Annotated in this window: 20 protein-coding genes and 3 tRNA genes; 6 read left to right on the top strand and 17 right to left on the bottom strand. The window is 70.7% G+C overall.

The window, feature by feature from the left end:
• The 10 genes from octT to OCS65_RS12495 all read right to left on the bottom strand — a co-directional run bounded on the left by octT (position 1) and on the right by OCS65_RS12495 (position 9,783).
• Positions 1-774 carry a diglucosylglycerate octanoyltransferase gene (gene octT, locus OCS65_RS12540; protein WP_029544384.1) on the bottom strand — a complete coding sequence of 258 codons (774 nt, stop codon included), beginning with the start codon at positions 772-774 and terminating at the stop codon, positions 1-3.
• The gene (locus tag OCS65_RS12535; RefSeq protein ID WP_006933762.1) at positions 761-1,414 is read right to left on the bottom strand and encodes a histidine phosphatase family protein; all 654 of its coding nucleotides are present in this window, start codon (positions 1,412-1,414) and stop codon (positions 761-763) included. The genes octT and OCS65_RS12535 overlap by 14 nt, the downstream gene beginning before the upstream one ends.
• Positions 1,411-1,920 carry a ribosome silencing factor gene (rsfS, locus tag OCS65_RS12530; RefSeq protein ID WP_006933760.1) on the bottom strand — a complete coding sequence of 170 codons (510 nt, stop codon included), beginning with the start codon at positions 1,918-1,920 and terminating at the stop codon, positions 1,411-1,413. The genes OCS65_RS12535 and rsfS overlap by 4 nt, the downstream gene beginning before the upstream one ends.
• Positions 1,917-2,699 (bottom strand): nicotinate-nucleotide adenylyltransferase, encoded by a 783-nt coding sequence (gene nadD, locus OCS65_RS12525; protein WP_263510267.1) that lies wholly within the window; start codon positions 2,697-2,699, stop codon positions 1,917-1,919. Before nadD ends, rsfS begins: the two co-directional genes overlap by 4 nt.
• A gap of 19 nt (positions 2,700-2,718) precedes the next feature.
• Positions 2,719-4,170 carry a vWA domain-containing protein gene (locus OCS65_RS12520; protein WP_029544388.1) on the bottom strand — a complete coding sequence of 484 codons (1,452 nt, stop codon included), beginning with the start codon at positions 4,168-4,170 and terminating at the stop codon, positions 2,719-2,721.
• A 1-nt stretch (position 4,171) separates the two neighbouring features.
• Complete coding sequence (locus OCS65_RS12515; protein ID WP_006933754.1) at positions 4,172-5,053, bottom strand: AAA family ATPase; 882 nt, start codon at positions 5,051-5,053, stop codon at positions 4,172-4,174.
• A gap of 80 nt (positions 5,054-5,133) precedes the next feature.
• Complete coding sequence (locus OCS65_RS12510) at positions 5,134-6,438, bottom strand: glutamate-5-semialdehyde dehydrogenase (protein WP_168579777.1); 1,305 nt, start codon at positions 6,436-6,438, stop codon at positions 5,134-5,136.
• A 64-nt stretch (positions 6,439-6,502) separates the two neighbouring features.
• Positions 6,503-7,609 (bottom strand): D-alanine--D-alanine ligase family protein, encoded by a 1,107-nt coding sequence (locus OCS65_RS12505; protein ID WP_203329192.1) that lies wholly within the window; start codon positions 7,607-7,609, stop codon positions 6,503-6,505.
• A gap of 49 nt (positions 7,610-7,658) precedes the next feature.
• Positions 7,659-8,780, bottom strand: coding sequence for a cystathionine gamma-lyase (locus OCS65_RS12500; protein WP_231772714.1), 1,122 nt, complete (start codon positions 8,778-8,780; stop codon positions 7,659-7,661).
• Between the two features lie 4 nt (positions 8,781-8,784).
• A complete protein-coding gene (locus OCS65_RS12495; RefSeq protein WP_006933747.1) occupies positions 8,785-9,783 on the bottom strand; it encodes an NAD(P)H-dependent glycerol-3-phosphate dehydrogenase in 999 nt (332 codons plus the stop codon).
• 115 nt (positions 9,784-9,898) lie between these two features.
• On the opposite strand from OCS65_RS12495, the gene cofC reads away from it, so the two are divergent.
• From cofC to OCS65_RS12480, 3 genes are read left to right on the top strand one after another with little or no spacing between them, the layout of a single operon-like run.
• Positions 9,899-10,579: a 2-phospho-L-lactate guanylyltransferase gene (gene cofC / locus OCS65_RS12490; RefSeq protein WP_006933746.1), complete on the top strand. Its 681-nt coding sequence runs from the start codon at positions 9,899-9,901 to the stop codon at positions 10,577-10,579.
• Positions 10,580-10,629: 50 nt separating this feature from the next.
• Positions 10,630-12,846 carry an RNA degradosome polyphosphate kinase gene (locus OCS65_RS12485; protein ID WP_029544397.1) on the top strand — a complete coding sequence of 739 codons (2,217 nt, stop codon included), beginning with the start codon at positions 10,630-10,632 and terminating at the stop codon, positions 12,844-12,846.
• An 8-nt stretch (positions 12,847-12,854) separates the two neighbouring features.
• Entirely contained in the window at positions 12,855-13,793 is a 939-nt protein-coding gene (locus OCS65_RS12480; RefSeq protein WP_065922444.1) for an NUDIX hydrolase, read from the top strand.
• A 98-nt stretch (positions 13,794-13,891) separates the two neighbouring features.
• On the opposite strand, the gene OCS65_RS12475 is transcribed toward OCS65_RS12480, so the two are convergent.
• The 3 genes from OCS65_RS12475 to leuC form a co-directional block, all read right to left on the bottom strand.
• Positions 13,892-14,626: an HU family DNA-binding protein gene (locus OCS65_RS12475; protein WP_043796505.1), complete on the bottom strand. Its 735-nt coding sequence runs from the start codon at positions 14,624-14,626 to the stop codon at positions 13,892-13,894.
• A gap of 168 nt (positions 14,627-14,794) precedes the next feature.
• Entirely contained in the window at positions 14,795-15,391 is a 597-nt protein-coding gene (leuD, locus tag OCS65_RS12470; protein ID WP_006934268.1) for a 3-isopropylmalate dehydratase small subunit, read from the bottom strand.
• A 25-nt stretch (positions 15,392-15,416) separates the two neighbouring features.
• The gene (gene leuC / locus OCS65_RS12465) at positions 15,417-16,835 is read right to left on the bottom strand and encodes a 3-isopropylmalate dehydratase large subunit (protein WP_231772713.1); all 1,419 of its coding nucleotides are present in this window, start codon (positions 16,833-16,835) and stop codon (positions 15,417-15,419) included.
• Positions 16,836-16,965: 130 nt separating this feature from the next.
• Between leuC and OCS65_RS12460 the strand changes: the two genes are divergently transcribed.
• The 3 genes from OCS65_RS12460 to OCS65_RS12450 are packed head-to-tail and all read left to right on the top strand — an operon-like array spanning position 16,966 to position 18,467.
• A complete protein-coding gene (locus OCS65_RS12460; RefSeq protein WP_029544405.1) occupies positions 16,966-17,670 on the top strand; it encodes an IclR family transcriptional regulator in 705 nt (234 codons plus the stop codon).
• A 37-nt stretch (positions 17,671-17,707) separates the two neighbouring features.
• Positions 17,708-18,250, top strand: a complete 543-nt coding sequence (locus OCS65_RS12455; RefSeq protein ID WP_006934263.1) for a pyridoxamine 5'-phosphate oxidase family protein — start codon at positions 17,708-17,710, stop codon at positions 18,248-18,250.
• Between the two features lie 49 nt (positions 18,251-18,299).
• A complete protein-coding gene (locus OCS65_RS12450) occupies positions 18,300-18,467 on the top strand; it encodes a DUF5302 domain-containing protein (RefSeq protein ID WP_006934262.1) in 168 nt (55 codons plus the stop codon).
• A gap of 53 nt (positions 18,468-18,520) precedes the next feature.
• Here the strand turns inward: OCS65_RS12450 and OCS65_RS12445 are convergent.
• The 4 genes from OCS65_RS12445 to gltX form a co-directional block, all read right to left on the bottom strand.
• Positions 18,521-18,596 (bottom strand) — tRNA-Glu (locus OCS65_RS12445).
• A 59-nt stretch (positions 18,597-18,655) separates the two neighbouring features.
• Positions 18,656-18,731: transfer RNA gene (locus tag OCS65_RS12440), tRNA-Glu, on the bottom strand.
• 95 nt (positions 18,732-18,826) lie between these two features.
• Positions 18,827-18,898: transfer RNA gene (locus OCS65_RS12435), tRNA-Gln, on the bottom strand.
• A gap of 172 nt (positions 18,899-19,070) precedes the next feature.
• Positions 19,071-20,543 (bottom strand): glutamate--tRNA ligase, encoded by a 1,473-nt coding sequence (gene gltX / locus OCS65_RS12430; protein ID WP_006934261.1) that lies wholly within the window; start codon positions 20,541-20,543, stop codon positions 19,071-19,073.
• Positions 20,544-20,614: the final 71 nt, after the last annotated feature.

The following is a 20,614-nucleotide window of genomic DNA, read 5'->3' as shown; positions in this document are numbered from 1 at the left end:
CTACCGTATGTCCTCCGCGGCGGCGCGCGCATCCCGGCGCACCATCCGTACCGCCTCGAGAACCGCGGCGGCCACCTCGCTGTGACCGTCCCAGCCCCAGTGGATGCCGTCCGGGTTCGCCGCGCCGGAGTGGATGTCCGCGTGCACGGCCTCGCCGAGATCGACCAGGGGAACCGACTTTTCGGACGCCCAGCGGTTGATCGCCCGGGCCGCGGCGGGACGGCCGCGGTGCACGGCGCGGTACTGCTCGCTGCGATGCACCGACGGCAGCGTGCCGATCACGGGCAGGTCCGGCCGCATGTACGCCAGCGACTCGCGGATGGTTTCGAGGTAGTCCACGCTGACCCGGGGCGGCAGGGCCACCGGCCAGCCGAGGGGCGAGAGCCGGGGCTGCAGCCATCCGTAGGTCTCCCGCACGACGCGGCGCAGGCGCGGCGGCCGCACGTAGCGCAGGGTCTCCCGCAGCGCCGTCGGCAGAGGGGACGGCAGGGTGTCCATGCCGCCCACGGCCAGCACGACGGCACCGGCCCGCGGGATCGTCGCCCACACGCGTGGATCCTGCGTCATCGCCCACCACGCGTCGCGTGTCGTCCACCCGATCCGCGCGACGAGTTCGACGTCCCAGTCGAGTTCCCGCGCCACGATGTTCGGCCAGATCCGCGGATGGTCCGCCGGCAGTCCGCCCTTCGGGCCGTAGTAGCTGAGCGAGTCACCGATCACGAGCAGCGTCGGCCGCTGCGGCCCGGCCACCGGCCGTGGGTCAGAGGACGTCATCGGCCGCCACCGTAGCCGTCGCGTTCCACACGTCGAGCCGCCACGCGGGCTGGTCCCCGTATCCGCTGAGCTGGACCCAGCCGGTGTTGCCGAGTCCGCCGAGGACCGGCCACCGGTCGACCGGGAGATCGAGCAGTGCGGCGGTCAGTGCCGCGATCAGTCCGCCGTGCGCGACGACGATGATCGGCCGCTGCACCCACTGCTCGTGTTTGTCGAGCAGTTCCTGGATCACCGGGGCGCTGCGCCGGGCCACGTCGACCCGGCTCTCCCCCTCGGGAGGCGCCCAGGTGGCGTCGGCCCGCCACGCTGCCCGCGCCCCCGGGGACACCGAGTCCACGTCGTGGTGGGTCAGGCCCTGCCACCGGCCGAGGTGGGTCTCGCGCAGCCGCGGATCGATCGCCACCGGCAGGCCGGCCTGGTCACCGAGTTCGACGGCGGTGTCGTAGGCGCGCCGCAGATCGGAGGAGACGATCGCCACGGGCCGGTGCTCGACGAGGATCCGGGCGGCGGCCACGGCCTGACGCCGCCCCAGCTCGGACAGCTCGGTATCGAGCTGCCCCTGCATCCGGCTGGTGGCGTTGTACTCGGTCTGCCCGTGACGCACCAGGATCAGGCGCCGGACCGGTACCCGATGGGTCACCGGTCGCCCGGCGTGTCGTCCGCGGTGGGCGTGGCGTCGTCGGCCGCGGGCGACCCCGCGCCGGTGTCGTCGGCCGCGGGCGACCCCGCGCCGGTGTCGTCGGCCGCGGGCGACCCCGCGCCGGTGTCGTCGGCCGGCGCGGGAGCGCCGATGCCGTCGACGGTGATCACCGGGCAGTCCTTCCACAGCCGGTCGAGTGCGTAGAAGTTGCGTTCGTCGTCGTGCTGGATGTGTACCACCACGTCGACGTAGTCCAGCAGCGTCCAGCGACCCTCGCGGGTGCCCTCGCGCCGCACGGGCTTGTGGCCTGCCAGCCGCAGCTTCTCCTCGACGTTGTCGACGATGGCGTTGACCTGACGCTCGTTGGCCGCGGAGGCGATCACGAAGCAGTCGGTGATGACCAGTTGCTCGGACACGTCCAGCACCACGACATCGGTGGCCAGTTTCTCGTCGGCCGCGCGGGCCGCGATGCGTGCCATCTCGATGGCTTCTGCAGTTGCCGTCACTGCGTGGTCTTCCTCTCGGGGTGGGGGTGGGACTCGGGGTGGGGGTGGGACTCGGCGTGGGGATATGACACGGTCGCCGCCCCGTCGAGGCGCCGCGAGTTCGCGGGCCGGTACAGGTTGCGCTTGGTGATGTACTGCACCACCCCGTCCGGCACCAGGTACCAGATGGGCCTGTGGTCACGCACCCGCGTCCGGCAGTCGGTCGAGGAGATCGCCAGCGCGGGGATCTCGACGAGACCGACGGTGTCGGCGGGCAGTTTCTCGAGGTGTTCGGCGAGATGCTCGACGTGCAGGTCGTAGCCCGGACGCGACACTCCCACGAACCGGGCCAGCTCGAACAATTCGGTCCAGTTCTGCCACGACAGGATCGAGGCGATCGCGTCGGCGCCGGTGATGAAGTACAGCTGGGCGTCGGGCATCAGCGAACGCAGGTCGCGCAGCGTGTCGACAGTGTAGGTGGCCTTGTCCCGCTCGATGTCGACCCGGCTGACGGAGAACCGCGGATTCGAGGCGGTCGCGATGACCGTCATCAGATAGCGGTCCTCGGCCGTGCTGACCTCGCTCCCCGACTTCTGCCACGGCTGTCCGGTGGGCACGAACACGACCTCGTCGAGGTCGTACCGGTCGGCCACCTCGCTGGCTGCGACGAGGTGCCCGTGGTGGATGGGGTCGAAGGTGCCGCCCATGACACCGACGCGACGTCGTGTGTCACCGACGCCCTGTCGTGTGTCACCGTCGCGACGTCGCGGCGCCGGATTCGGGGCGGATGGCTCATGCACGATTGTCCAGCTTACGGGTTCACACCGGCAGCAGGCCCGCCACCACCTGCGCGAGCTGCTGCGCGGACCGGCACTCGTGCATCGTGATCACCTCGCCGTACGCCTTCGCCGCCGAATCTCCGGCTCCCCATTGGCCGCGGGGTTCCGGGTTGAGCCAGTGGGCGTGCCGGGCGACGGCCACCAGGTGCTCGAGGGCGCCGAGGTTGGGATCGCGGTAGTTGGTCCGCGCGTCACCGAGCACGAGCAGGGAGCTGCGGCTGGTGAGGCTGTGCGCGTACCGCTCGGTGAACACGCCCAGCGCGTGACCGTAGTCGGAGTGGCCGTCGTAGGCGATCAGCTCGGCCTCGCGCAGCATCCGCGACATAGCGGCCCCGAGGTCGGCGCCGGCGGAGAAGTGGTGGGTGACCTCGTCGGTGCTGTCGATGAACGCGAACACCCGGACGCGGGAGAACTGCTCGCGCAGGGCATGCACGAGCAGCAGGGTGAAGTGGGAGAAGCCGGCGACCGACCCGGAGACGTCGCAGAGCACCACCAGCTCCGGACGGGCCGGGCGCGGCTTGCGGTTGACCAGGTCGATGGGCACCCCGCCGGTGGACATCGACTTGCGCAGCGTCCGGCGCAGGTCGATCGCTCCCGCACGGGCCCGCCGCCGGCGCGCGGCGAGCCGGCTCGCCAGCAGCCGCGCCAGCGGGGTGACGCTGCGGCGCAGCGCGGTGAGCTCGGCGTCGGTGGCACGCAGGAAGTCGACCTCCTCGGCGAGCTTGGGCACCCCGTAGGTGGCGACGCGGTCGCGTCCGACCTGTTCGGCGGTGCGGCGACGCGTCTCGCGCTCGACCATGGCCCGGAAATCCGCCACTCGGCGCGCCGCCGTGCGGCGCGCCACCTCGGTGGCGTACTCGGTGTCCTGAGCCCGCTCCTCCGGGCCGGCGTTGCCGAGCAGGCCCTCGAGGATCTTCGAGACCAGCGTTTCGGGCGACACCTGGCGCAGCGCCTGGTACGCCGAGAACGACGGTCCGTTGCCCGAGGTGTACTGCCCCAGCTCCTCGACGATCTGCGCGGTCAGCAGCTCGACGAGCTCGACCGCGTCGGCGGAGTCGTCGGCGAGTATCTCGGCGATCAGATCCCGCAGCGCCTCGAAGTCGATCTCGCCGTCCGGGGTGCGCGGCAGCGCCGGATCGATCCCGCCGGCCTCGCGGCGGCCGACCGCTGCCGGGAACCACAGGTCGAACAGGGCATCGAAGGTCGGGCGGTGGGTGGGCCGGCGCAGCAGCGCGCACGCCAGCCCCTCGCGGAGGGCGTCCCGGTCGAGCAGGTCGAGCACCGACATGACCCGGCCGGCATCGACGGTCTCGGACGGTCCTACGGGAATGCCGCGGCGGCGCAGTGCCTCGACGAACCCGACCAGGTGGCCGGGCAGGCCGTGCGGCGCCGCCGGCCCCTGGTCCCGCACCGGCGGGCGTGCCCCGGCCATGTCAGTTCAACCGCAGCTCGGCCGCGGCCCGCAGCTGATCGGACTGGTGTTTGAGGATCACCCCGAGCGTGGCCCGCACGGCGGCGTCGTCGAGGGTGTCGAGGCCCAGGGCGAGCAGCGTGCGACCCCAGTCGATCGTCTCCGCCACCGACGGCAGCTTCTTGAGCTGCATGCCGCGCAGCACCCGGACCGTGCGCACGAGCTGCTCGGCGACCGTCTCGGGCAGCTCCGGTACCCGGCTCGCCAGGATGCGGCGCTCGAGGTCGGCGTCGGGGAAGTCGAGGTGCAGAAACAGGCAGCGTCGCTTGAGTGCCTCGGACAGCTCCCGCGTCGCGTTCGAGGTGAGCACCGTGAAGGGCTTGCGGGTGGCGCTGATGGTGCCGAGCTCGGGCACGGTCACCGCGAAATCGCTGAGCACCTCGAGCAGCAGACCCTCGATCTCCACGTCCGCCTTGTCGACCTCGTCGACCAGGAGCACCGTCGGATCCTCCCGGCGGATGGCGGTCAGCAGCGGGCGCGGCAGGAGGAACTCCTCGGAGAACACGTCCTGCTTCGTCGCGTCCCAGGAATGGTCGGTGCCGGCCTGGATCCGCAGGATCTGCTTGGCGTGGTTCCACTCGTACAGCGCCCGCGACTCGTCGACACCCTCGTAGCACTGCAGCCGCACCAGCTCGGCGCCGGAGGTCTGCGCCACCGCCCGGGCGAGCTCGGTCTTGCCCACCCCGGCGGGGCCCTCGATGAGCAGCGGCTTGCCGAGGCGGTCGGCGAGGAACACCGCGGTGGCCGTGGCCTTGTCGGCGAGGTATCCGGTCTCGGCGAGGCGGTCGATCACCTCGTCGACGTCGGCGAAGATCGGCGGGGTGGTCGGCAGCGCACGGTCCACGCTGTGTCCTTTCGTCGGGGCCGGCCCTGTCGGGTCCGGGTCTCGTCCGGTCCGGTCTCGTCGAGCGCTGTCGCGAACCCTCAGGCCGGCCGGGTGTGGCCGTCGCCCCACACCACCCACTTGGTGGAGGTGAGTTCCGGCAGTCCCATCGGGCCGCGGGCATGCAGCTTCTGGGTGGAGATGCCGATCTCGGCACCGAACCCGAACTGCTCGCCGTCGGTGAACGCCGTCGAGGCGTTGACCATAACGGCTGCGGCGTCGACCCGCGCGGAGAACTCCCGGGCCGCCGCGAGGTCGGAGGTGACGATGGCCTCGGTGTGGCCGGTGCCGTACCGGTCGATGTGCGCGACGGCCGCGTCGAGGTCGTCGACGACGGCGAGCGCGATGTCGAGGCTCAGGTACTCCTCCGCCCAGTCGGCCTCGGTGGCCGGCTCGAGGCCGGGCAGGTCACCGTGCACGGTGACGCTGTGGTTCTGCAGCACATGCAGCAGCCGGGGTACGGCGGTGTCGGCGACGGCCTTGTCCACCAGAATCGTCTCGGCGGTGTTGCACACGCTGGGCCGGCGGGTCTTGGCGTTGACGACGATCTTCTCGGCCATGTCCAGATCGGCCGACGCGTGCACGTACACGTGGCAGTTGCCCACGCCCGTCTCGATGGTGGGCACGGTGGCGTCGCGGACGACGGCGGAGATCAGGCCGGCACCGCCGCGCGGGATGACGACGTCGACGAGTCCGCGTGCCTGGATGAGGTGCGTGACCGAGGACCGGTCCGCGCTGGGCAGCAGTTGTACGGCGTCCTCCGGCAGCTCCTGCATCGCGAGGGCGCCGCGCAGGGCCTCGACGAGGGCGGCGTTGGAGTGGGCTGCCGACGACGACCCGCGCAGCAGGGCCGCGTTGCCGGACTTGAGGGCCAGGCCGAAGGCGTCGACGGTGACGTTGGGCCGGGCCTCGTACACCATCCCGACGACGCCGAGCGGCACCCGCATCTGCCGGATCTCGAGGCCGTTGGGCAGGGTCGAGCCACGGACCACCTCGCCGATCGGGTCGGGCAGCCCCGCGACCTGCCGCAGCCCCGCCGCGATGCCCTCGACGCGGGCCTGCGTCAGCCGGAGCCGGTCGAGCAGGGACTCCTCGGTGCCCGCCGCGCGGGCGGTCTCGATGTCCTCGGCGTTCGCGGCGAGCACCGCGTCGGACGCGGCGAGCACCGCGTCCGCGGCGGCGTGCAGGGCGGCGTCCTTCTGCGCGGTGGTGAGCAGGGCGAGCCGGCGGGAGGCGACGCGGGCGCGACGGGCCGCGGCGTGCACGGCCTCGCGGGTGTCCCCGGCGCCGGTCGCCCGGACGTCCCCGGAAACGGTTGCAGATGAGTCAGGGGTCACGGCAGTCATGGCCCCCAGACTAGTCCGCGCCCGGGCGGATCAGCGCAGCCCGGTCCCCCCGCGCCAGGGCGGATCAGCGCAGCCCGGTCCCCCGCGCCAGGGCGGTGTCCACCAGCGTGGACAGCAGCGTGCGGTACTCGAGACCGCTGGCCTCCCACATACGCGGGTACATCGAGATCGACGTGAACCCGGGCATGGTGTTGATCTCGTTGATCACGGGCCCGTCCTCCGTGACGAAGAAGTCGACGCGGGACAGGCCCTGGCAGTCGAGGGCGCGGAAGGCGCGGACCGCGAGCTCCCGGATCCGGTCGGAGACGTCGTCGTCGAGCTTGGCGGGCACGTCGAACTCGCACACGTCGTCGAGGTACTTGGTGTCGAAGTCGTAGAACGCCTCGTGATCGCCGGACGGGTCGGGCATCCGGATCTCGGCGACGACACTGGCGCGCACGTCGCCGTCGGGGAACTCGAGCACGCCGCACTCGACCTCGCGACCGACGATCGCGGATTCGACGATCACCTTCGGGTCGTGCCAGCGGGCCTTCTCGATCGCCGCGTCGAGCGCCGCCCAGTCGGCGACACGGCTGATCCCGATGGAGGAGCCGCCGCGGGCGGGCTTGACGAAGACCGGGAGGCCGAGACGCTGTTTCTGCTCCTCGGTGAGGGTCGCGGCGCCGGGGCGCAGCACGATCTGGAATCCGACGGGCAGGCCCTCGGCCGCGAGCAGCTTCTTGGTGAACTCCTTGTCCATCCCGGCGGCGCTGGCGAGCACGCCGGGTCCCACGTACGGAACGCCGGCGAGCTCGAGCAGCCCCTGGATCGTGCCGTCCTCGCCGTAGGCGCCGTGCAGCACCGGGAACACGACGTCGACGGAGGCGAGCACCTTGCCGAACTCGCCCTCGTCGAGGGCGACGATGTCACCGGCCCGAGTGGGGTCGGCGGTGAGCACCAGCGCCGTTCCCTCCGCGTCGACGGTCGGCAACTCGCGGCCCGCCTTGGCGAGCCGTTCGGGATCCGTGTCGGCGAGCACCCAGGCGCCGTCGGTGGTGATGCCGATCGGGACGGCCTCGTAACGCTGCGGGTCGAGGTGGCGCAGGATGCTGCCCGCCGAAACGCAGGAGACGGAATGTTCGTTGCTGCGGCCGCCGAAGACGACGGCCACCCGGATACGGGGTGTGCTCACGGCACAAACCGTACCGGTGCCGCCGCCCCGGTAGATACCCGAGTCCTGCTCAGCACCGGGAGAGCGCGCGGTCGAGATCGTCGAGCAGGTCGGCGGTGTCCTCGATCCCGCAGGACAATCGCACGAAGCCGGCCGGTACGGGATCGCCCCAGCGGGCGCGCCGGTCGGCGGTGGTGTGGATGCCCCCGAAACTGGTCGCGGCGGTGACGAGCTCGCTCGCCGCGACGAACCGGTGGAACTGCTGTTCGCCGTCGAGCCGGAACGTCACCAGCGGCCCGAACCGGCGCATCTGTGCCGCGGCGACGGGGTGGGCGGGATCGTCGCCCAGACCGGGGTAGCGGACGCCGCGCACGGCGGGATGCTCGCGCAGCATCGACGCCGCGGCGAGCGCGTTGGCGCACTGCCGGTCGAAGCGCAGCCCGGCGGTGCCCAGGCTGCGGTGCGCCAGCCACGTCTCGAACGGGCCGAGGACGGTCCCGGAGAGCAGGCGCTCCCGGTCGAGGGCCGGCACGAGTGCATCGTCGGCGACAGCGAGGTACCCCATCAGCAGATCGCTGTGCCCGCTGAGCGATTTCGTGCCGCTGGCGACGACGATGTCCGCGCCCAGCGCGAGCGGCTGCTGCCCCAGCGGGGTGGCGGTGGTGTTGTCCACCAGCAGCAGGGCGCCGGCCGTCCGGCACAGCGCCGCGGTGGCGCGCAGATCGACGACGTCCAGTCCCGGGTTCGACGGGGTCTCGGCCAGCACGAGCGCGCCCTCGCCGGCGCCGGCGAGGACAGCGCGGAGACTGCCGTCGCCGAACTGGGCGGCGGTGAGTTCGTGGACCGTGATCCCGAGGGGCTCGAGGCGTTCCCGCGCGTATTCGCGCACCTGGTAGTACCCGTCGGCGGGGACGACGACGGTGCCGCAGCCACGGGTCAGCGCCCGCAGCGCGACGGTGACCGCGGACATCCCGGACCCGACGACCCGGGCCGCGGCCGCGCCCTCGAGCGCGGCCAGCGCGGATTCGAGGGCACGCCAACCGGGATTCGAGGCGCGGGCGTAGGTGTCGGTCTCCGTGCCCTCCGCGCCGAGCTGGTAGGGGGCGGCGAGGACCGGACCGGGCTGCAGCGGAGCCCCTGGAATATGTTCGGCAGCAACCGCTTTCACGCAGCGTGTGGAGTCACCCGGCACGGTCTCACTCCGGCTTGATCCGGCGGCCGAGCAGCAGCCCGATCGCCTCGGGCACCGACATGCCCTCGTAGCAGACGCGGTGCACGGCGTCGGTGAGCGGCATCTCCACGTCGTAACTGGCCGCCAGCGCCCGGACGGAGGTGCACGACTTGACCCCCTCGGCCACCTGGCCGTGCGTGGCCTCCTGGGCGCTTTCGAGTGTCCCTCCCCTGCCCAGTCGCTCCCCGAACGAACGGTTACGCGACAGCGGCGAGGTGCACGTGGCCACGAGGTCGCCGACACCCGCCAGCCCGGCCAGGGTGGTCGGCTTGGCACCGAGGGCAGTTCCCAGCCGGGTGATCTCGGCCAGCCCACGGGTGATGATGGAGGCGATCGTGTTGTCGCCGAGGCCGACACCGGCGGCCATGCCGCACGCGAGCGCGATGACGTTCTTGCACGCGCCGCCGATCTCGCAGCCGATCACGTCGGTGTTCGTGTAGGGCCTGAAATACCCTGTTGCACATGCTCTTTGAATCTCGAGCGCCCGAGTGGAGTCGGAACACGCGATCACCGTGGCGGCGGGCTGCCGATCGGCGATCTCGCGGGCGAGATTCGGCCCGGACAACACCGCGATGCGGTCGTGTTCGGCACCGGTCACCTGGGCGATCACCTGACTCATCCGCATGAGGGTGCCGCCCTCGATGCCTTTCGCCAGGCTCAGCAGGGTCGCGTCGGAACCGATGTCGTCGCGCCACGCCCCGAGATTCGCGCGCAGCGTCTGCGACGGCACCGCGAGGACGAGGAAGTCCACTCCGTCGAGTGCGACGCGGTGATCCGCGGTGGCGCGCAACGTCGAGGGCAACTCGACGCCCGGCAGATAGTCCGGGTTCTCGTGCCGGGCGGCGATCGCCTCGGCCACCTCCGCGCGCCGCGCCCAGATCGTCACGTCCGTTCCGGCCTCCGCCAGTACCTTCGCGAAGGCCGTCCCCCACGACCCCGCACCCAACACCGCAGCCTTGCTCACGCAGTCCCCTTACTCGTGTCCGATCCCGTCCGCAGACCACCGCCGCGACCGCTCCAGTATCGCCCACCGCCGCGCCCGCGACCGTCCTCGTCGCCGACTGGCAGAATCGACGACCATGACCGCCGCGCACGCGCTGATTCCCGTCAAGGCCCTCGGCCTGGCGAAGTCGCGGCTGGCGCACGTCCTCGACCCCGGCACCCGAGCGGCCCTGGTGCTCGCGATGCTCGACGACACCCTCCACGCGGCGCTGGCGGTCGAGGGGCTCGCCGTCACCGTGATCACCACCGACGCCGATGTCGCCGCGCTGGCTCTCCGCGCGGGGGCGCACACGCTCGCCGATCCCCCCGCCGTCGACACGGCCGGCACCGCCGTCGATCCGCTGAATGCGGCGCTCGCCGCCGCGGCCCGGCGGGTGCGGTCCCGCGAGCCCGGCGTGGATCTGGTCGCGCTGCACGCGGACCTGCCGGCCCTGCGGCCCGCCGAACTGTCCGCGGCCCTGACCGCGGCGCGCGAGGTCGGCCGGGCGGTCGTCGTGGACCACACCGGCACCGGCACCTCGGCGCTGCTGCACTGCACGACCGAACCGCTGCACCCGCTGTTCGGTCCGGACTCGGCGCACCGTCACGTGCGGGCGGGAGCCCACCCCCTGGCCGGGGACTGGCCGGGACTGCGGCTCGACGTGGACACCGTCGCCGATCTCGAGGCCGCCACGGCGCAGGGCGTGGGGCCCGCGACGGCCTCGGCTCTGGGGCGGATCGGATGGCCGATGCCCGTTCGTCATCCCGACTTCGGGTGACGTACGTCGACGGATTGTCCGCCGTTCCGAAACTGAGGGATGATCGACGTGTGAAACACGGCGATTCCACGGACCAGCGCATCGACACCGAACCTCCCGGGTTCGCCGGGGCATCCGGCGACGGCGGAGCCGGACTCGACGGCACCACCGCCACCCGTTCGGCCTCGGCGCCGAGCGCCCCGCCCGCAGCCACGATGCTGCAGGCGGTCGCCGACGGCTTGCCGCTGGACCGCTACCTCAACCGGGAACTGAGCTGGCTCGACTTCAACGCGCGGGTGCTCGCGCTGGCCGAGGACACGTCTCTGCCGCTCCTCGAACGCGCCAAGTTCCTTGCGATCTTCGCCTCGAACCTCGACGAGTTCTATATGGTGCGCGTCGCCGGCCTCAAGCGCCGTGCCGAAACCGGCCTGTCGGTCCGCTCCGCCGACGGGCTGTCGCCACGAGCGCAACTCGCGCTCATCGCGCGCAGCACCCAGGAGATCGCGCGCCGGCACGCTCTCGTCTTCCTCGATTCGGTCCTGCCCGCCCTGACCGCCGAAGGCATTTCCATCATCGACTGGGAGGATCTGACCGACGACGAAAAACAGCGCCTGACCGCGTACTTCGTCGAGCAGGTGTTCCCGGTGCTGACGCCCCTCGCGGTCGATCCGGCACACCCGTTCCCGTACATCAGCGGGCTGAGCCTCAACCTCGCTGTCACCGTGAAGGATCTGGAGTCCGCCGGGGAGCACTTCGCGCGGGTGAAGGTGCCGGACAACGTCGATCGCTTCGTCCGGGTCCGCCGGGAAGGCTCCCCGGACGAGATCGACGCGTTCCTGCCTCTCGAGGAACTCATCGCGGCACATCTCGACGTGCTGTTCCCCGGCATGGAAATCGTCGAGCACCACGCCTTCCGGGTCACGCGCAACGCCGACTTCGAGGTCGAGGAGGACCGCGACGAGGATCTCCTCCAGGCGCTCGAGCGGGAACTCGCCCGTCGCCGCTTCGGTTCTCCCGTGCGTCTCGAGGTCGCCGACGACATGACCGAGCACATGCTCGAACTGCTGCTGCGCGAGCTCGACGTCGATCCCGCCGACGTGGTGCAGCTGCCGGGACTGCTGGACCTGTCGAGCCTGTGGCAGGTGCACGGCGTGGACCGCCCCGACCTGAAGGACCGGCCGTTCGTGCCGGCCACGCACCCCGCGTTCGGCGAACGCGAGACCCCCAAGAGCGTGTTCTCGACGCTGCGCGAGGGCGACGTGCTGGTGCACCACCCCTACGACTCCTTCTCCACCAGCGTGCAACGGTTCATCGAGCAGGCCGCAGCCGACAGCCAGGTGCTCGCGATCAAGCAGACCCTCTACCGCACCTCCGGCGACTCCCCCATCGTCAACGCACTGATCGCCGCGGCGGAGGCCGGCAAGCAGGTGGTGGCGCTGGTGGAGATCAAGGCCCGCTTCGACGAGCAGGCGAACATCAAGTGGGCCCGCAAGCTCGAACAGGCCGGCGTGCACGTGGTGTACGGCCTGGTGGGACTGAAGACCCACTGCAAGACGTGCCTCGTGGTCCGCCGGGAGGGCTCGCTCATCCGCCGCTACTGCCACATCGGTACCGGCAACTACAACCCGAAGACCGCCCGGCTCTACGAGGACGTCGGCCTGCTCACCGCCGCCCCGGAGATCGGCGCGGACCTGACCGATCTGTTCAACACGCTCACCGGTTACTCGCGGATGGCGAAGTACCGCAACCTGCTCGTGGCCCCGCACGGCGTGCGGGCGGGCATCATCGAACGGATCGACGCCGAGATCGAGCACCACGCGGCCGGTCGCGACGCCCGGATCCGCCTGAAGGCCAATGCGCTGGTCGACGAGCAGGTCATCGACGCGCTGTACCGCGCCTCCTGCGCGGGGGTGCCGGTGGAGATCGTCGTGCGCGGCATCTGCGCGCTCAAGCCCGGAGTACCCGGACTGAGCGAGAACATCACGGTGCGGTCCATCCTCGGGCGGTTCCTGGAGCACTCGCGCGTCCTGCATTTCCGGGCAGCCGACGAGATCTGGATCGGCAGCGCCGACATGATGCATCGCAACCTCGATCGCCGGGTGGAGGTGATGGCACAGGTGAAGGATCCCCGGCTGGCGGCGCAACTCGACTCGATCTTCGAGTCGGCGCTCGACCCGGCCACCCGGTGCTGGACGTTGCGGGCCGACGGAACCTGGCTCGCGTCGCCGGCTCCCGGAACCGCGGCCCGTGACCATCAAGAAGAGCTCATGCGTAGCCGTAGCTCCTGATCGGAAGGATGTCGGTGTCCCCCGTTTCCGACAACGCAATGCGAGCCAACATCTTCGCCGCCGGGGCTGTCCTCTGGCGACGGAATCCGACCGACCGGAACCGTTTCGATGTGGCGGTCGTGCACCGGCCGCGTTACGACGACTGGTCCTTCCCCAAGGGCAAGCTCGATCCCGGCGAGACCCCGATCGTCGCCGCCCTGCGCGAGATCGAGGAGGAGACCGGGATTTCGGCGCGTCTCGGCCGGTATCTCGGCAAGGTCACCTACCCGGTGCCGGGTCACCGCAAGCTCAAGCGGGTGGACTACTGGGCCGCCGAGAAGCGCAGCGGGGAGTTCACCCCCAACGACGAGGTCGACGAGCTGCGCTGGCTCGCACCCGACGACGCCTTCGCGGCCCTGTCGTACCCGATGGACCACACGGTGCTGCGCCGCTTCCAGGCCCTGCCGCCGGACACGGCGACGGTGCTGATCGTGCGGCATGCCAAGGCCGGCAGCCGCAGGAATCACCGGGGCGACGATCGGGACCGGCCGCTCGACGCGGCGGGCCGTGCCCAGGCCCAGGCCCTCGTTCCGCAACTGCTCGCGTTCGGCGCCGACAGCGTGGTCGCCGCGGACCGGGCACGCTGCGTGCAGACGGTGCAACCGCTCGCGGACCGGCTCGGGATCGACGTTGCCGTCGAACCCTCCCTCACGGAGGAGGAGTACAGCGCCGACCCGCAACTCGGGCGCAAGCGGGTGCTCGACCTCGCCCAGCGCGGCGGGGTGCCGGTGATCTGCAGCCAGGGCAAGGTGATCCCGGACCTTGTGCAATGGTGGGCCGAGCACGACGGGATCACCGCGCCGAACACGCGTAACCGCAAGGGCAGCACGTGGGTGCTGTCGCTCGCCGGCGACCGGCTCGTCGCGGTGGACCACATCGACAGCCCGCTGCCCGCCGGGCCCGCCTGAACGCGCTTCGGCGGCCATCGAGGTTCCCCCCGATGGCCGCCGAACGGACGGTATCCGGTTGGCAGCCCTAGTTCTCGGCAGCCCTACTCCCAGCAGCCCTACTTCTTGGCTGCAGCCTTCCGGGCCGGCGCCTTCTTGGCCGCGGTGGTCTTCTTGGCCGGAGCCTTGGCCGCGGTGGTCTTCTTCGCCGCGGTGGTCTTCTTGGCCGCGGTGGTCTTGGCCGGAGCCTTGGCCGCGGTGGTCTTCTTCGCCGCGGTGGTCTTCTTGGCCGCGGTGGTCTTGGCCGGAGCCTTGGCCGCCGTGGTCTTCTTCGCCGCCGTGGTCTTCTTGGCCGCGGTGGTCTTGGCCGGAGCCTTGGCCGCCGTGGTCTTCTTCGCCGCGGTGGTCTTGGCCGGAGCCTTGGCCGCCGTGGTCGCCTTCTTCGCCGGAGCTGCCTTGGCGGCAGTCTTCTTCGCCGCCGCGGTCTTCTTGGCCGCGGTCTTCTTCGCGGCCGCGGTCTTCTTCGCCGCGGCAGCCGCGCCCCGCTTGACGGCCGGACCGGTCGCGGGGAGCTTCTGGCTGCCGGCGATGACCGCCTTGAACTGTGCGCCGGGGCGGAACGCCGGCACCGACGTCGGCTTGACCTTCACGGTCTCACCCGTGCGCGGGTTGCGCGCGACCCGCGCCGCGCGGCGGCGCTGCTCGAAGACGCCGAAGCCGGTGATCGTGACGCTCTTACCCGAGTGCACTGCGCGCACGATCGCGTCGACCATGTGCTCCACGGCCGCCGTTGCAGTGCGCCTGTCCGAACCGAGTTTTTCGGTCAGAACATCGATCAGCTCTGCCTTGTTCATTGCATTCCTCCGCACATAACGGTCCACCGTCAGACCGACTCGAGTCCACGGTAGACCCGCAAACGGGCAAGAGTCTATGTGCCACGCCAATTCTCATGCAAATTACAGGCGGGCCGGATCCGAACGTGTCGTCGGATCCGGCCCGCCCAGGCCCGATTCGGGGCCGGATCAGGGCGCCGGGAGGGTCCGCGGTTTCCAAGACGGCCTTGCGTTTTCGAACTCGGAAATCGCCTCTACCTGCCGTAACGTGAGCCCGATGTCGTCGAGACCCTCCAGCAGACGCCACCGGGTGTAGTCGTCAATGCTGAACGGCACCACGGTGGTTCCGGCGGTCACGGTGCGATGCTCGAGGTCGACCTCCAGCTCCAGTCCCGGCTGTTGTTCGATGAGTTTCCAGAGCAATTCGACGTCCGGCTGCTCGACCTGAGCGGCCAGCAGTCCGGCCTTTCCGGAGTTGCCCCGGAAGATGTCGGCGAAGCGGGACGAGATCACGACGCGGAAGCCGTAATCGGACAGCGCCCACACGGCGTGCTCGCGGGAGGACCCGGTGCCGAAATCCGGCCCGGCCACGAGGACACTGCCCCGGTCGAACGGCGGAGTGTTCAGTACGAAGGCCGGATCCGTGCGCCAGGCGGCAAACAGCCCGTCCTCGAATCCGCTTCGAGTGACCCGCTTCAGATACACCGCGGGGATGATCTGGTCGGTGTCGACGTTCGACCGGCGCAGCGGAACGCCGATGCCCTTGTGAGTGGTGAAGGCTTCCATCGAAATTCTCCTTCGGTTCCGTGACCTAGTCCAGATCCGCCGGAGCGGAGAGAGTGCCGCGCACCGCGGTCGCCGCGGCGACCTCAGGCGAGACGAGGTGGGTGCGCCCGCCCTTGCCCTGGCGGCCTTCGAAGTTCCGGTTCGAGGTCGATGCACAGCGCTCGCCCGGCGCCAGCTGATCCGGATTCATGCCCAGGCACATCGAGCAGCCGGCCTGGCGCCATTCCGCGCCCGCGGCCGTGAAGACCTCACCGAGACCTTCGGCTTCGGCTTGGGCACGAACGCGCATCGATCCGGGTACGACGAGCATACGAACGCCGTCGGCGACCTTGCGGCCCTGGAGAACTTCCGCAACGGCGCGCAGATCCTCGATCCGGCCGTTGGTGCACGAGCCGACGAAGACGGTGTCGACCGGCACCTCACGCAGCGGGGTTCCGGGCTCGAGTCCCATGTACCGCAGCGCCTTCTCGGCCGCGAGGCGCTCACCCTCGTCCGCCATCGCCTCCGGGTCGGGCACCGACGCGCCGAGGGGCGCGCCCTGGCCGGGGTTGGTGCCCCACGTGACGAAGGGCGTCAGGGACGAGCCGTCGATGTGGACCTCGGCGTCGAAAACCGCGTCCTCGTCGGTCTTCAACTGCTCCCACGCGGCCACCGCGGCGTCCCAGTCCGCGCCCTGGGGGGCGTGCGGGCGGCCCTTCAGGAACTCGTAGGTGATCTCGTCGGGCGCGATCATCCCGGCCCGGGCGCCCGCCTCGATGGACATGTTGCAGATGGTCATCCGTGCTTCCATCGACAGCTTCCGGATCGCCTCGCCGCGGTACTCGAGCACGTAGCCCTGGCCGCCGCCGGTGCCGATCCGGGCGATGACGGCGAGGATCAGATCCTTGCTCGTGACGCCGGGCGGCAGTGCGCCGTCGACGGTGATCGCCATGGTCTTGAACGGGCGCAGCGACAGTGTCTGGGTTGCCAGCACGTGCTCGACCTCGCTCGTGCCGATGCCCATCGCCAGGGCACCGAAGGCGCCGTGGGTGGAGGTGTGGCTGTCGCCGCACACCACCGTCATGCCCGGCTGCGTCAGGCCGAGCTGCGGTCCGACGACGTGGACGATGCCCTGTTCGACGTCACCCATCGGATGCAGCCGGATGCCGAACTCCTCGCAGTTGCGGCGCAGCGTCTCGACCTGGGTGCGCGAGACGGGGTCGGCGATGGGCTTGTCGATGTCGACCGTGGGCACGTTGTGGTCCTCGGTCGCGATGGTGAGGTCCGGCCGCCGCACGGGCCGATCCGCCAACCGCAGACCGTCGAACGCCTGCGGGCTCGTGACCTCGTGCACGAGATGCAGATCGACGTAGATCAGGTCCGGCTGTCGCGCCGCGCCCTCTCCCGTACCGCGCACGACCACGTGCTGGTCCCACACCTTCTCCGCCAGAGTCTTTCCAGCCATCTTCTCCACCTGTCGTACGTGACGAACGCGGATCCCGTTCTCGGGGCTGTCCCGGGCCGCGAATGCTGTCGTCCCCGCCCGGTTCCGCGTGGGTTATGCTTCCCATTATGCGAGACGGAGGTATCGACCTATGAGACAGCATAGCGGGATCGGAGTGCTGGACAAAGCGATGGCCGTCCTCCATGCAGTGGCGGAGCAGCCCTGCACTCTCACCGAACTGTGCGCCCGCACCGGACTTCCCCGCGCCACCGCCCACCGGCTCGCGGTCGGGCTCGAGGTGCACCGGCTGCTCGCCCGCGACGGTGACGGCCAGTGGCGGCCGGGTCCCGGTCTGGCCGAACTGTCGGCAGGCGCGGGCGACGCACTCGTCGACGCCGCCTCGCTCGTGCTGCCGCGCCTGCGCGAGATCACCGGCGAGAGCGTGCAGTTGTATCGACGGGAGGGCACCCACCGGGTGTGCGTCGCGGCCCTCGAACCCCCGACGGGCCTGCGCGACACCGTCCTCGTGGGGGCCCGGCTGCCGATGACCGCCGGGTCCGGAGCCAGGGTCCTGCTCGCCTGGGCCGACGCCGCGACGCAGCGGGCGATCCTGCCGGAGGCCGCATTCGGCGAGCGGGTCCTCGCCGAAGTCCGGCGCCGGGGCTGGGCGCAGAGCGTCGCCGAACGCGAACCCGGGGTCGCCTCGGTGGCCGCCCCCGTGCGCGATGCATCCGGGGCCGTCGTGGCCGCGATCTCCGTCTCGGGACCCGTCGACCGCATGGGCCGCCGGCCCGGGGCGCGCTGGGCCGCGGACCTGCTGGCGGCCGCCGACGCGCTGCAGAAGCGACTGCAGTAGCCCGTCCACCCGCCGGCTCCTGTGCGACAGTGCACGGATGGGAACCAACCAGCGCACACAGATCACGATGACCGACGCCGAGATCGGCGACTTTCTCGAACGCAGCCGCGTCGCGACGATGGCGACGATCGGCCCCGGCGGCCTCCCGCACCTCGTCGCGATGTGGTACGCGGTGCTGGACGGCGAGATCTGGTTCGAGACGAAGCTGAAATCGCAGAAGGCGGTCAATCTGCGGCGCGACAACCGGATCAGCGCCCTGGTCGAGGACGGCCACACCTACGACACCCTGCGCGGCGTCTCGCTCGAGGGGCATGCCGAGGTGGTCGAGGATCGAGAGGTGCTGTTCGAGGTGTGCCGCAGCGTGTGGGAACGCTACACCGGCCCCTACACCGCGGAGTTGCGGCCCGCGGTCGAGCAGATGATGCACAAGCGCGTCGCGGTGCGGGTCGTCGCGGACCGGACCCGGTCCTGGGACCACCGCAAGCTCGGGATGCCGGCGATGCCGATCGGCGGCAGCACGGCACCGTACCTGTTCGAGGCCCTGGAAAACCGGGCGACAGACGCCGGGTTGCCGAGTTAGATTCCGGGATGTCCCGGACCGAGCTCCGGGTGAGGGAAGGGAGACAGCGATGAACGACCCGAGCGGGGACCGGATCGCGGAGCAGTTCCGCGCAGCCCTCGAGCGCAAGAATCAGCACGCCCGTCGCGGCTCGGACCATCTCGACGGGAGGGCCAAGGCGCAGGCGCCGCACGGCAGCGCCGACCACCGCCGCAATTTCCGGCGCAAGAGCGGATGACGAGCACAAACAGCGAAGGTCCCTCCGATCCGTGGATCGGAGGGACCTTCGCGTGGTAGCCCCGACGGGATTTGAACCCGCGCTACCGCCTTGAGAGGGCGGCGTCCTAGGCCGCTAGACGACGGGGCCAGGAACTTTCACTGCTCAGAGAAGAACGCCCTTCGAACTCGCGATCGAAGGGCCGTCCGTGGTAGCCCCGACGGGATTTGAACCCGCGCTACCGCCTTGAGAGGGCGGCGTCCTAGGCCGCTAGACGACGGGGCCAGGAACTTTCTTCTCTGTTGCTCCTCCCACCCTGCGGCGGGAAGCTCAGCCAGCTTAACCGGCCGAGGCTCGGTGACAAAATCACCGGGCAGACGCTGGGGTACCAGGACTCGAACCTAGAATGGCTGAACCAGAATCAGCTGTGTTGCCAATTACACCATACCCCAATGGCTTGTTCCGAAGACCTGCCTCGCGGCGCTGCGGCCTCCGTTCCGAACCGAGAAGAAGGTTAGCACCATGGGTGCCCCCAATAACAAATCGCCAGGTCAGAGCGGGTAAATCCACAACCTGCGCGACGCCGGGCCGACCGCGGGGGCGCCGCGGCCGGCCCGGCACCGCTCAGGCGATGCGGGCCCGGGCGGCACGCAGGCGCGTGAGCGAGACGTCCCGGCCGAGCAGTTCCATCGACTCGTACAGGGGCGGGCTGATGTGCGAGCCCGTGAGCGCCACGCGCACCGGCGCGAAGGCCTTGCGGGGCTTGAGGCCGAGCTCGTCGATCAGCGCGGCCTTGAGGGCCTCTTCGAGGGCCGCCGCGCTCCACTCGGCCACACCGTCGGCCGCGGCGATCGTCGCGTCCAGCACGGGCGCGGCGTCGGGGCCGAGGTTCTTGGCCGCGGCCGCCTCGTCGAGCGTGAAGTCGGCCTCGGCCACGTAGAGGAACTTCAGCAGGTCCCACGCGTCCGAGAGCACCACGATGCGGGTCTGGACCAGCTCGGCCGCCACCGCGAACCGGGCGTCGTCGACGTCACCGGTGATGTGCCCGTGCTCCACGAGGAACGCCTTCAGCCGGGCCGCGAAGTCGGCCGGTTCGAGCATGCGGATGTGCTCGGCGTTGATGGCGTCGGCCTTCTTCTGGTCGAACCGGGCCGGATTCGAGTTGACCTTGGCGATGTCGAAGGCGGCGACCATCTCGTCGAGCGAGAAGACGTCACGGTCGTCGGCCAGGCCCCAGCCGAGGAGCGCGAGGTAGTTGAGCAGTCCCTCGGCGATGAAGCCACGGTCGCGGTGGATGAACAGGTTGGACTCGGGGTCGCGCTTGGAGAGCTTCTTGTTGCCCTGCCCCATCACGAACGGCAGGTGGCCGAACTCGGGCGTGAAATCGGTCACGCCGATGCGCTGCAGCGCCTCGTAGAGCGCGAGCTGGCGCGGGGTCGACGAGAGCAGATCCTCGCCGCGCAGCACGTGGGTGATCCGCATCAGGGCATCGTCGACGGGATTGACGAGCGTGTACAGCGGGATGCCGTTGCCGCGGGTGAGGGCGAAGTCGGGCACGGTGCCGGCCTTGAACGTGGTCTCGCCGCGCACCAGGTCGTTCCACGTCAGGTCGTGATCGGGCATGCGCAGCCGCACCACGGGCTTGCGCCCCTCGTCGCGGTACGCCTGCCGCTGCTCCGCGGTCAGATCGCGGTCGTGGTTGTCGTAGCCGAGCTTCGGGTCGCGGCCGGCCGCGCGGTGGCGCGCCTCGACCTCCTCGGGCGTGGAGAACGACTCGTACGCCTCGCCCGCCTCGAGCAGCCTGGCGACGACGTCGAGATGCAGGTCGCGGCGCTGCGACTGCCGGTACGGCTCGTACGGGCCGCCCACCTCGGGACCCTCGTCCCAGTCGAGGCCGAGCCACCGGAGCGCGTCGAGGATCGCCTGGTACGACTCCTCGGTGTCGCGGGCGGCGTCGGTGTCCTCGATGCGGAACACGAAGGTGCCGCCGTGGTGACGGGCGAAAGCCCAGTTGAACAGGGCGGTGCGCACGAGGCCCACGTGCGGGGTTCCGGTCGGGGACGGACAGAAACGAACGCGTACTTCGCTGTTGGTCATGGCTCACTCGGGTCGAGGGATCGAAAAGTCCCCTCCAGGCTAGTCCCGGGCGTGCCGGCCGCGAAGCCGCG

The sequence above is a fragment of the Rhodococcus aetherivorans genome (genome assembly GCF_025722975.1).
GTDB classification, from domain to species: Bacteria; Actinomycetota; Actinomycetes; order Mycobacteriales; family Mycobacteriaceae; genus Rhodococcus; species Rhodococcus aetherivorans.
Note: the sequence above shows the minus strand (reverse complement) of the source record. Positions and strands in the feature narration are given on the sequence as shown.

Coding starts and splice junctions, on each gene's coding strand:
- cofC (WP_006933746.1), top strand. CDS start 9,899: ATGACCGCCGCGCACGCGCTGATTCCCGTCAAGGCCCTCGGCCTGGCG.
- OCS65_RS12460 (WP_029544405.1), top strand. CDS start 16,966: ATGAGACAGCATAGCGGGATCGGAGTGCTGGACAAAGCGATGGCCGTC.
- OCS65_RS12455 (WP_006934263.1), top strand. CDS start 17,708: ATGGGAACCAACCAGCGCACACAGATCACGATGACCGACGCCGAGATC.
- OCS65_RS12510 (WP_168579777.1), bottom strand. CDS start 6,438: ATGACTGCCGTGACCCCTGACTCATCTGCAACCGTTTCCGGGGACGTC.
- OCS65_RS12450 (WP_006934262.1), top strand. CDS start 18,300: ATGAACGACCCGAGCGGGGACCGGATCGCGGAGCAGTTCCGCGCAGCC.
- leuD (WP_006934268.1), bottom strand. CDS start 15,391: ATGGAAGCCTTCACCACTCACAAGGGCATCGGCGTTCCGCTGCGCCGG.
- leuC (WP_231772713.1), bottom strand. CDS start 16,835: ATGGCTGGAAAGACTCTGGCGGAGAAGGTGTGGGACCAGCACGTGGTC.
- OCS65_RS12475 (WP_043796505.1), bottom strand. CDS start 14,626: ATGAACAAGGCAGAGCTGATCGATGTTCTGACCGAAAAACTCGGTTCG.
- OCS65_RS12520 (WP_029544388.1), bottom strand. CDS start 4,170: ATGGCCGGGGCACGCCCGCCGGTGCGGGACCAGGGGCCGGCGGCGCCG.
- octT (WP_029544384.1), bottom strand. CDS start 774: ATGACGTCCTCTGACCCACGGCCGGTGGCCGGGCCGCAGCGGCCGACG.
- gltX (WP_006934261.1), bottom strand. CDS start 20,543: ATGACCAACAGCGAAGTACGCGTTCGTTTCTGTCCGTCCCCGACCGGA.
- OCS65_RS12480 (WP_065922444.1), top strand. CDS start 12,855: ATGTCGGTGTCCCCCGTTTCCGACAACGCAATGCGAGCCAACATCTTC.